This window comes from Sedimentitalea xiamensis (assembly GCF_030164465.1).
Taxonomy (GTDB): Bacteria; Pseudomonadota; Alphaproteobacteria; order Rhodobacterales; family Rhodobacteraceae; genus Sedimentitalea; species Sedimentitalea xiamensis.
On sequence record NZ_JASNJE010000002.1, the window covers coordinates 143,718 to 156,176 of the forward strand.

Genomic DNA, 12,459 nt, shown 5'->3' on the forward strand with positions numbered 1-12,459 from the left:
TCAGACCGTCCTCCGCATCGCGTCGCGCATCTTGGCGAAAAGCCCGCGATTCTTCTTCTGGACGGTCTCCCCGGCGGCGATTCCGGCAGGCTGCTTCGCCCTGTGGCCCAGCGGCTTCCGGGCAAACACACTTGCCGCGGCGAGTGTGGCCGCTCCGGCCTCCACGCCGTTTCGCGCGGTTGCGAGTTGAACCGCTTCTTCCGGATCCAGCAGGGCGCCCGTGGCGGCATCAAAGATCAACGCCGCGCTGCGCCCCTTGCCCTTGGTCGGCACGGTGGGTTCGTCCTGAGGCTGGTTCGTTTCGGGCGGCGTATCCGTAGAGACGGAGACCGACGGCTCACTGTCGATCTCGACCCGCGTCGCGGCTTCGAGCTCTTCGGCCATGATCGCGAGCTGGTCATGCTCGAACCCGAGCAGATGGCCGATCTCGTGGCGCATGACGGTCAGCAGGTCCACCCCCGACGAGATGATGTCGCCCGAGGCCGGTTCGTCACTGCTGTAGATGAACCAGCCCGAACCGGCGGCCGTGGCGTCGATCAGGATCGTGTCATCGCCGGTTGCCCGCGCCAGCGTCTTGCCTTCCAGATCCGTGACGATCAGATTGACATCCGCCAGGGCCGCCACGTCTTCTTCCGCGACCAGCCCGCTGTTTGCCCATTCATCTAGAGCGAGAGCGAAGACACGTTCGACATCGCTCTGCTCCAGGGTCGCTTCGATATAGCTGTCCTGCGCAAGCGCATCATAGCTCGCTTGCGCCAGTTTCAGCGTATCGTTGAAAGCGTCGTCATCCGTGGCCATCCGGAACCTGTCAAACGACGCTTCGCCGTCCAGCACAATCAGACCGAAGGCCCCATCGACCAACGCCGCGTTGAAGCCGAACTGGCTGACGCTCGCCCCGTTGACGGTGATCCCGAGACCGGCGCCCTGGATCGTGACCTTGAGACGATCATCCGCATTCGCATTCAGATCGAATGCAAAGGATCCGTCGATCACCTGCCCGTCTTCATCGGTGGCATGGCCGACGATGACGCGGTCATTGGCCGTATCCAGCGCGACGAACTTGTAGTTCAGGGCGTCGTAGCGGTCAAAGACGAAGCCGGCGGCGCCATCGCCTTTCACATCGACTTCCATTTCCAGAACGCTGTTGGCGCCCAGTGCCACACCAAGGTCAATGGTCTGCACCGCAGGCGCCGATCCCAGGGCAGCCCCGGTCAGCCTGCCGGACGCTTCGGTCCAGCCGCTGGATTGCGACACGCGGGGCAATTCAGCAACCGGCGGCGAGAAATCGTCGGTTTCATCCAGCGTCCATTCCGGCGGCAGGATCTGAACCTTGAAGTTGTCGAGCTTGCCGCTCGACCCGTCCATGCCGACGCCGACCATGCCGCGGTTGAGCGGTATCGGATCGCCATACACGTCCAGCTTGGGCGCATAGTCATAGGTGAACCAGTTCACGCCCGCGACGGCAAGGGTCACGTTGTTGCCGTTGACGGCGACGGTGACGTTGTGGTTCGTGTTGGGCTTGATCTGAACCGGCTTGTTGGACTGAACGGTGTAATGCCAGCCGGTTGCATCGACATATCCCATCTCGATCTTGTTCGTAGAGACGTTGATACCGGCGAACTTGAAATCGATATCGCTGACATAGTCGAAGATGACGTAGCCGTTGGCCTTATTACCACCCGTCGGTTTGTCGAGATTGAAGGTCGCCTCGACCTCGTAATAGGTCGGCAGAAAGTCATCCAGCAGGAACACGCCAGACGCCTTGCCTGTTTCCGCGTCGGCGCTGATCTGCAACTGCCCGCCAGTGGCCGCGAACTGGCCTTGATCGACGGCAAACCCGCCCATCTTCCGATCGTTGAAATCGGCGGTGCGAAGGATGTCGCGGCGCCCTCCTGGAATGTTGCCGGCCTGCGGATCGGTCGGCGGACCGGATTGATCCTGCCAGAAACCGCGGTCGCGCTGAGTCACCAGCCCGATTTCGCCGTGCGGGTTGCCCTGAAGCTGGATCACGTTGGAATACCGGGAATCCTGTTCGATGGACCCGACATCGTCGGTTCTGGTGATGTCGACACCATCGGAATAGGCCTGAGCCGCCAGGAAATCCCAAAGCTGCGGCGGAACCTGGCGGCTCACCGTCGCGATGCCGAAGGGCGCGAAGGGCACGAGGTAGCTGTTGAACTCGCCCAGGTGATCGATCAGCCGGTCGCCGCCGGTGTTGCCGATCAGGATATCCAGTCCAGCGCCGCCAAAAACCCGGTCTTCCCATGACAGGTGCGTCTCCGGCGTATCGTTCAGACCTTCGTCGGCTTCGTCCGCCGCGCCGAAGTTGCCTGTGTCATAGACCGAGATACCGGTCCCGATCACGTCGTCCGCGTTCATCAGGTCGTTGCCGAAGCCGCCATAGATCCGGTCCTGGCCGGTCCCGCCGACGATCCAGTCGTTGCCCATGTCGCCGAAGATCCGGTCGTCCCCATCGCTTTCGACCGCGACCTGATCGCCGATCGGCGTGCCATTGGGCGCGAATTCCACGTAGCTGAGAACGTCGACGCCTTCGTTGTCCGGCGCGTTCAGGAAATACTGCTTCAACCCGTCCGGCGATCCGTCCTTCCAGACTGTGCCGTCATCGTGGAACAGGATCACGCGGCGCGGGTCGTATTCGTCGTAGAGATAGAATTCACCGGTGCGTTCGCGCGTCGGTGTCGGTTCGTTCCAATGTTCGTCCCCATCGCCGAAGAGCAGGATGTTTCCCGGATTCCATGGCCGCGTGAAGTCGGTCCGCGTCAGGCCGATCGGCTGCACCGCATCCGGATTGTCGCCGCTCACATCGTCGATACCGGGGGTTTGCCCGTCGCTGAACCGCAGGATGTAGCCTTCTGCGATCGCTTCGTGCCCCCCGACCGCGTCGTCGCCGGATCCGCCATGCAGGTAATCGTTGCCCAGGCCGCCAAAGATCACATCATCGGCGAAATACGGGTTGTGCGAGGTCGGATCCGCCGAAGACACCGGCAGAATCGACGTGTCGATCACGTCGAACGGCGTGAGATCGACCGCCTTGACCAGTTCGTATTCGATGTTGATCGTCTCTTGCTGGACCCGTCCGGGCGTATAGATCTCCTCGTTCAGCACATTGCCCTGGCTGGTGCGGCGGTCCGGATCGGATGTCAGCAGCTTGAGCGTCCCGTAGAGGTCTTCCGAGAAAGCCTCGCCGAAGGTCTCGCCCGACGCCAGACCTTCGTTGCGCTGGGTGAAGATGCGGCCATCGTCGCCCAGAACGCCGTCGATGCCGGTGCCCCCGGAGATCCAGTCATTGCCCCAGCCGCCGATGATGTCGTCGTTCTCGGCATCGCCGAAGGCGATGTCGTTGCCACCGCCGAGATATACAACGTCGTCACCGATGCCGCCGTGCACCTCGTCGTTGCCGCCGATATCGCGCAGCGCCCAGAACCCGTAAGTGTGCCGCCAGGCGTCGCCATCGACCTTGTAGGCCAGATCGCTGTTGGGATTGCCGACATAATTGGGATCAGTGATGAAGTCATCGTCGATGCCGTCCGGGTTGTCCCCGAGGTAGTCGGGGCCGCCGGGGCTGTAGTCAAGCTGCGTGACGCCGCGCACGATGATCCGTTCGCCGTCCTCGGCGTTGTAGTCGTCATAGTCAAAGGCCAGGTAAAGACCTTCGCGCGAGTTGTAGAGCGCCTCGTAGATCGGTCCGAAGACGTCGGGATCGCTCAGATCGATGGACCCGTCCAGAACGTCCGTGTCATTGATGCCGACGATCCGGATGATATCCGCATTGTCGCCGGCGATCACGTCCGCATCAGCCGCGTGGCGCGACAGGGTCGTTGTCGTGCCATCGGCGTTCTCGGCGCTGTTGCGCGCGATTTCGTCTGCCGCGCCGATGCCGCCGAACAGCTTGTCGTCATGGTCGGGGCGCAGATCCGGGTTGATCAGGCTGAAGAAACTGGACGAACCGCCAACGATGTCGTCCTGCCCCAGTCCACCGAAGATGGTGTCGCAGCCGCCGCCGCCCTCGATGTAGTCGTTGCCGTCGATGCCGTTGATATCGACGCCGGCCGCCACCACTTTCAGCGGCCCGACCGGATCCTCGGGTCCCTGCGGGGACCGCCCGGCGCTGACATAGCCTGTCGGCAGCACGATACCGTCGAACGTGCCATCGCCGCGCCCGGCGACCGCGCCTTCGATCGTTCCGTCGCCCTGGATGATGTCGTTTCCAAGCTGACCGAACAGCTGGTCATGGCCGCCGCCGCCGGCGATCAGGTCATTGCCGAAGGTGCCCCCGCCGGCGAGGCCGTCGTTGATCTCGAAGGTATGGAACTCGGCGTAGTCGATGGCATATTCGTTCCACCATCCCGGCCCGTTCGGATCGCGATAGTCGCGCGCGACCGGTTCGCCGTTTTCGAGCGTCACCATCAGGACGCCGCTGCCCTCTTCCGTGATCTCGAAAATGCCGTCATTGTCGTTATCCACGCCGTATCCGGCAGACGGAAGGCGGTCGGTCCGGGCATACATCAACGTCCCCGCCAGTGTCTGGAACCGCAGGCTGGCGATGTCGTCGTAGAGATTGCCGTCGATGTCACCCATGCGGCTGAGCGTGACGTTGTCACCAAAGATCAGGTCGTCACCTTCGAGACCGTCAAGCGCATCGTTTCCGGCGCCGCCGATCAGCACATCGTCAAGCTCCGACCCCAGAATTGTGTCGTCGCCACCGGTCGCCGGAACCGTCGCCACGATCGCGATGACGGTCGACAGTTCGGTCGTCTGGATCTTCTGCGGCAGGGCGAAGGGCTGGTTCGGATCAATGACCAGCTGTTCCACCTGGCCATGATCGCCAAAGATGATGTCAGGCGTATTGTCGGAATATCCCGATCCGTTGCCGACGATGATGTCGTCCCCCGCGCCCGCGATGTTCTTCAGACCGGTGGTGTCGCCGACCCTGTCCCCGAGCGGATCACGGACCGGGCTTTCATAGGGCGCGAACGTGCCTTCGGCATGGGGCTGCCCCTTGATCAGCGTCGGTTCCGGGCTGGCGTCGATATTGGCCACGGTCAGTGCCCGCGTCAGGATGTCGACGTTGAACCCGCTGTCGCCGTAGATGTGATCGGTGCCCGCCTGGCCGATGATCGTGTCGTTGCCCGATCCGCCGGCAAGATGATCGCCGGTCTGCGAACCGATGATCAGGTCGTCGCCCATGCCGCCATAGGCGATGATCCCGACGCTCTTGTAGATGCCCTGCGCGGCGTCGTCGGCAAACAGCGCCGAGGCATCGATGATGTCATGCCCATGCATGGCGAACGGGTTGGCGACGGCAAAGATGTATTCGTCGTCCTCGTTCTGGCCATCCGGCAGATCCGGGAAGGGGTCAAACGGCTTTTCACCGAACTCCAGCCCGTAGGGATCGTTCGGATTGCCCGAATACCAGATGCCGTCCTGGCTGGTGTCGCCATAGATCACCAGCGGGCTGTCCGGCCCGGCGCCGCCGGTGACGATGAAGTGATCGCCGCCCTTGCGCTGCTCCCCGGCCGTCGTGCGGTCGTAGGTGGTGATCGTCAGCGTCGCGCGGCCGTCATCGCCGCCGCATCCGCCGAGCGCGGCATCGAGAAGAACAAGGGTCCGGTCATCCGGCAGGATGTCGGCGATGGTGAACGCACCGGCATAACCTTCGACAAAGATGACACCACCGGCGACGAAACCGAGGTCGGACCAGGTTTGCGCCGGATCGTTCAGGACGATCACGGTCTCGAGCCCCTCGGCCGAACTGCTGCCCGGCACCACGGCGATTTCCACGGTGACGTCGATTGTGACGGTCACTTCCTTCGCCTCGACCTTGCTGATCAGGAAGAGATTCTCGGGATGGGTGCTGATCGAAACCGTATCGACATCGCTGTAATCGGCGATCGTTCCGTCATTCGGTGCGCTCAGCACCATGATCGAATCCGTGCCCCAGCTGTCGAATGTCGGCGTAACGCCGTAGTCGGATGCCACCGCGTTCTCGATGGCGGTAATGGTGCGGGTGAAGGTTTCGCCTTCGAGCTGGATCAGGTCGCCGACGGCAAAACCCGCCTCGACGAAGCTGCGGCCGTCGAGCCGCGCCGCTTCGGTTTCGCCGCCTGCCGTGTTCAGGTTGAACCTGCCAAGAACATCGACGTAAAGGTTGCCGCCGCCGTGCAGGACGGTCAGACCGCCATGGCTGCCCTGCACCCAGAACGTATCGGACAGCGTGGTCAGGCCGTCCAGCCCGGCGCCTTCGACGACGATATCAGTGCCATTCTCCTTGATCTCGACGATCCGGTATTCGCGCGCGCTATCGCCGATTCCGATGTTCAGCAGGTGGCCTTGCAGGAAACCGGCCTCTTCCCAACCGGTCGCGCCGGTCGTTCCGTCGTTGGTGTTCCAGCGCAGCGTCGCGCCGGCGGCGGTCGCCGCGAGCACATCGACCGTCAACAGTTCGATCACATCGTCGTCTTCGGCGACCAGCCTGGTCGAGCCGCTGAAATCGACGCCGCCCGGCAATCCGGTAGCATCAAGGATCAGCAGCGAATTGTCCGACGGATCGCGATATGGCTCGCCGGTCTTCGGATCGATATCCGTGGGACCGTAGGCCAGCGCATCCTCGATACCGATGATGCGACCCAGTTCGACCATGGAACCATTGGTGCCTTCCGCGAACACGGTCTGGCCGACAAGGAACCCTTCGCCCTTCCAGTTGAACCCTTCCCGCGTGATGACAAGCTGGCCTTCAAAAGCGGTCCGGTCATAGAGGAACTGGTAATCGCTGTCGGACCAGCCCTCGATCGCGGTGAATTCGTTCTCGGCCGAAACGGCCGGCGCCGGGTTCAATGTCCCTTCGACTTCGACAAGGTCGTTCCCCTCGCCCAGCATGACGTTGACCACCTCGACGGTGCTCACCTGGGTGTCGTTGGTCACACCCGAGGCGCCGAAATTGACTTTCCCGAAGCTGATGCCGCCCGGGAAGCTCAGAGTCGTCCCTTCGGCGCTTTCAGCGCCTTCACCGAACAGCGGACCGGTGACATTCGGGAACACGAGATCCGGCCCCATGCCGAACCCGGTCAGGGTGGTTTCGGTCAGCACCCCGACGGTGTCAGCCTTGGACCCGTCGTTGAAGATGTTCAGCACATCGACCTGCTGGCTTTCCGGCGGCTGCGTGCCGATGGCGATCAGGAAGCTGTCTTCCTCTCCGGGCAGCTTGACGCCATTGGTCAGCGAGCGGTCGGCGCCGGACGGGCCGCCTTCGACGGCCAGCGGTCCGCGCAGATCGGTCAGGCGGTGCGCCTTGACCGGGAAGATCTTCACCCCTTCTCGGGTCGTCGGCACTTCGTAGAACGGATCTGCCGTCAGTTCGATTTCCTGAAGCTGGTAGTAATCCGTGGGCGTGAACACCGCGCTGGCGGCGATCCGCGTGACCGTCACCTGGTCATCGGCGGCATCCGTCAGCCACGCGGCGGCGGCAACATCCGCGGACGGGTCAAGGGTGAACTGGATGGTATGATCCTGGCTCGCGTTGAACCCGCGGATGATCGCGATCTTGGCTTCGATCTCGTTGGTGCCGTCGGTGATGCGCACCCACTGACCTTCGAGGAATCCTTCCCGCAACCAGCCCTGCACATCTTCGTTCGCCGCGCCGAAAGCCTCGGTGCGGATCAGCGCGGGCGCGCCGTCGACCGTGGTGTAGGACACCGTGCCGGTCCAGGTGTCGCGTTCTGCAAGCCGCGACAGGATGACATCGTCCTCCACCTCGACGGCACTGATCGCTGCGCCGCCGGGATCGAGATCGCTCTGAACCAGGGTGATCACGTCCTCCGTGACGGAAAGCACTTCGTAATCGCCGTCCGCGATGCCCGATCCGCTGATGCGGATCAGATCGCCCGGATCCCACCCTTCGGCCAGAAAACTGCCGAAGTCTTCGCCGGTGCCGCGGGTCAGCGTGGCATTCGCTCCGGTGTCGTCGAAAATGATCGATCCGACAAAGGCTTGCGCGGCGCGCAGCCCGCCGACTTCGACATAATCGTCGGGCGTGACCGCGACACCGTTGATCATGGTGACATTGGCCAGACCGTCGGTCACGACCGCCACGTTCACATCGTGGGTGGGCGCCTTGGTCAGTCGCAGACTGTAGGTATCGGAATCGGATTCGTCCGCCAAGGTCAGCGGATCGTCCGGAACCAGCACGGTATCGCGGCCGCTTTCCAGAACGACCGACCCGGCGGTGTCATTGTCGATCACCTCGATGTCCAGAAGCCCGGTGCCGGACCGCAGGTTCGGGAAGACATAGTCGCCATCGGCATCCACCGTCACGGGCCCGATAGCGGCAAGCCGCGTGACCGTGACATTTGCAAGATCGGTCGCCGCGATTCCGGTTCCATCGACATCCAGGATCAGCGTCAGCCCGGCCTTGTCAAAGCCCTTGACCGTCGCGCCGGTGATGCCCGGAACGCCGGTGATGGCGAGCGATTCACCGATCTCGAAACCGCTGGCGATCCAGCCGCCGGACGAAAGGGTCAGCGCCGCGAATTCGGTGGCGCCATCATCATCCGACCAGGCCGAAAGCTCCATGTCGGCGGTGATCCCGGCCAGGTTCCGGCCAAAGCCGATCACAGCGGTTTCCGGATCTTCGCGCGCGTCGTCGTTTTCGGCCTGGATGGTGATCAGCACACCCTGGTCCCAGTTGGTCGAATTGAACGCGATCGTGCCGGTCGCGGCATTAAAACGGCCCGTCCCGCCATCGGTCAACTCGATGGCCTTGTCGGTCAATTCGGTCAGCCCGGCATCGCCGAAGAGGCCGCCAAGATTGACCTTGACGACGATCGTATCGCCCGCTTCCGGAGCCTTCTGGAGCCGAACCAGAATCTGGTCGGTCAGTTCCGTTCCTCCGGCGGTGCCTTCCACCGTCAGGGTGCGGCCGTCTTCCACGAAGCCGGTGACGACGTTACCGGCAAACGTGGCCGAACCGTTCTCGATCTCGGTGACAAGCACGCCGGGCGTGTCGTTGTCGCGCACCTCGACTTCGACGTTGCGCACGTCGATGGCGTCGTAATCCGCGGCGTTCGAAATCACCGAATGCTGGACGACGGTCACACGGTCGCCTTCGGCGCGCAGGTCGTCGACCGCCAGCAGATCGACGGTCTGCGCCAGATGCGAGTTCGCGGCGGTGAATTTCAGCACCACCGCGCGGTTCGGCACATAGAAGGTCTGTCCGTCCAGCACGATTTCGCGCAGATAGTCCTGATCGACATCCTGGTTCGTCGGATCGAGGTAATCGACCCCGAGGATCTGGCCCTGTCCGACCGTCGCGGCGGTGGCATTGTCCGACGACAGCCAGAGGCTGTCGCCCTTGCCGCCGGGCAGGCCATCGTTCGGCATGGTGCCGTCCTGCTCTTCCTGCGGCGAACGGGCTGCGGACACCGTGACATAGACCACCTCGTCGCCGACAAGCGCGCGCGCCAGGCGCACGGTGTAGCTGTCGGTCTCGCGGAAGGCGTCGCCTTCACGCACCGCGGTCAGGCCGTCCGGGCCTTCGTCGATCACAACCAGCCCTTCGCCGTCGGTTGTCACGTTATAGTCGAGACCGTCGATGACCGATCCGTCATACAGGAAATCGTCGGAGGTGACGATATGATCCGCCGCGCCGGACACACCTTCCAGTTCGCGGGTGATGATGTCTTCCTGGACGTCGCCGGCCACGTTGATGATGTCGGACCCCAGACCGCCGATGACCCGGTAGGCCACGCCAAAGGCCGTGGAGCGGACATAGAACTTGTCATCGCCTTCAAGGCCGTCCACTTCGACGACCTCGACCGTGGAATAGCGCACGTTCAGCCCGGCGCCAAAGACGCCCTTGTCGGTGATCGCAATGTCATCGGCGAATTCCGTGCCCAGGATGACGAGCTTGTCAAAACCGGTGCCGCCTTCGACCGAAACCGGCGCGTTGATGTTGTAGCGGACTTCGTCCTGACCGCCGCCGGCACGGATGTCCGGCGCCTGCGCGACCGAGAATCCGAGTCCGATCTGCGGGCTGGCAACCCCTTTTTCGTTCAGAACGATGACATCGTCAGTCGTATTGTCGACCGTCAGATAAACATCGAGGAAATTGATGCCACCATCGCCGTTGCGATCAAACACAAGGCTTCCAATACCGCCCATCCCGTCGATAAGTCTTGCCTTGTTGACCGCGTCATACCCGTCGATCGCAGTCAGGAACGCAGCTTCGCCCTGGCTTTCGCCAAGGGTCAAGAGATCGACCCCGGCTTGCAGATCTTTCAGGTCGATGTTGCCGTCATCGTTCCAGTCGGCGTCCGTGGTCGCCGAAATCGCGAAGGCACGGACGATGAAGAGATCGTTGTCGTCGTCGCCTTCCAGCCGAAGCTCGGACTGGTTGGAGTAGACGCGGAACTCATCGTTGCCGCTGCCGCCCTGCGCCAGCATCGGCGCCGACGACCCGCGGCTCAGCCAGCCGCGCGTGGTGGGCCTGAGGTCGGGGAAGACGTCCTGCGCCAGCAGGTTGCCATCCGCCTCGTTCCGGTTCTCGCCGAACACCTGACCGATCTGGAAGACGTCGTTGCCCGCGCCGCCGTCGATGGTCGTGATGACGGTCGTGTCGTCCGAATAGAAATGATCGTTGCCGCCCTGCCCTTCGACCGTCAGACGGCCGTTGAGACCGGTGTCATAGGCGATCCGCTGGACTTCGGCGCTGTCGAACGTGTCCGGAAGCACATCCTGATACCCGGCCAGAGAACCGTGCAGCAAGGCGACATACCCGGGCCGATCCGCCGTTTCGCCCGGCAGGAAGGCCGCCGCGCGCAGAAGGAAGATGTCGTCGTTCGGGTCATCGACCCCGTTCAGGGCGCTGTCGAAACCGTAGATAAAGGCTTCGTCAACGCCGTCATCCTCTTCGCCGGTGTCCAGGATGTTGATGATGTAGTTCCGCTCGTCGCCCTGGCTGCCCAGCGTGAGCACCTCGTAGGTGTCGGAGTCGGACTGGCCGTCCAGCGTGAGCGTGTGCATGGCCAGCACGGACAGATCATAGGGCGTGCCCGTCACCGCGGTTTCCGTGTCGTAGGGGTCCGTCGCATAGGTAATCGTCTGGATTGCCGGCGAAGTCTGCGCCGCAGCATCCTGAAGATAATAGACGACGAAATGATCCTGACCGTCGTCCCGGTCGCCGGGCGCCGCATAGTCGCCGGTGACGGCATTGGCGGACCCGAAGGCGCGGGTTTCGGAACCGAGATAGATGTAGCCGTCGTCGCCCCAGCCGGTCAAGCCGGTCGATCCGCCGGCGTCGCCGAACTGGATCCGGTCGACGTCGGCGTTGCCGAAGACACGCGTGATCCCGGCAGCCGACCCGTCGGTGGCAATGTCGTTGTCGGTGCCCCAGGGGCGCCATGTGCCGATCGGCGCGCTGCGGTTCGTGTTCACGGGCGTGCTCGGTGAACCGGGCACGCGGTTGCCCAGCGTGACCATCACCGCCCCCGCGATGATCTGACCGCGCAGCACGATTCCGGTGCCGAAATCCGGGTCCGAATGGCCGAGATCGCCGGTGTCGTCGCCATAGATGTCAATGCCTTCGGCGGCCACGATCGCGCTGTTCTCATGCGTGGCGATATCGTCGCCGGCGCGCAGTTCGACATAGCCCTGTTCGGCCAGGATCAGCCCGTGCGGCAGCGGCCGCAGCGCATCGTCATGCGTGCCCGGCTGCGTATCGTCGGTTTCCGCGAACCGCGCCGCGCCGTCCTGGATCAGCAGCAGATCCTGGTTCTGGGTGGTATCGTCCGCTTCGCGCACCGTCAGGACAATGTCGCCGAGATAGCTGTGGGCGAGCGCCAGGCGCAACTCGTCCGCGACCTCGGTGACAACGATGTCGCCTTCGGCTTCCAGCCCGACATCGTCCAGATCGAGGGTCAGATTTGCGTTCGTCGGCAGATCGAAGCGGCTGTCGATTTCGAACGCGTTGGACGTGGTGCCGATCGACCCGCCGTTGGCGTCGAGGTCAATGGTTCGGGCAATGACATTCGCAACCGTGGTGTCGTCGCCATTGGCATCGATGATCGACCCCTGGGTCGTTCTCAGGCTGACGGCATCGCTGGTGCTGACGATATAGGTCCGCAGGTCTCCGGCGATCTCGTCGATGAAGATGCCATCGGTCCGCCCGACTGGCGCGGCATCATAGGCCCGGAGGACCCCGGTCGCATTGTCGGCATTGGCGACGTCGATTTCCAGGAAGTTGCCCGTTTCGCCGATCCCGCCTGCCAGACCGCTGTCAAAGACCACCGGCGTCGTCACCTGGGTGGCCACGTCGCCCGGATTCGGATTGACGAAACCGGGGGCCGCGTTGTTCAGCGAGGCGGAGGAGGACACCATGGTGATGTTCCGGCCCGACACGTCGGCCGCCGCGGTATTGTCGTCGTTGCTCGCATCGATGATCGACTT

The 12,459-nt window shown here is 63.2% G+C and carries 1 protein-coding gene (cut by a window edge); it reads right to left on the minus strand.

Going from position 1 to position 12,459, the window contains the following annotated elements:
* On the minus strand, positions 1–12,459 hold the 3' portion of the coding sequence (locus QO034_RS02550; protein ID WP_284483935.1) for a matrixin family metalloprotease. The gene runs 16,410 nt beyond the window's last position; the window shows 12,459 of its 28,869 coding nt (coding positions 16,411–28,869); its start codon lies beyond the right edge, outside the window; the stop codon is at positions 1–3.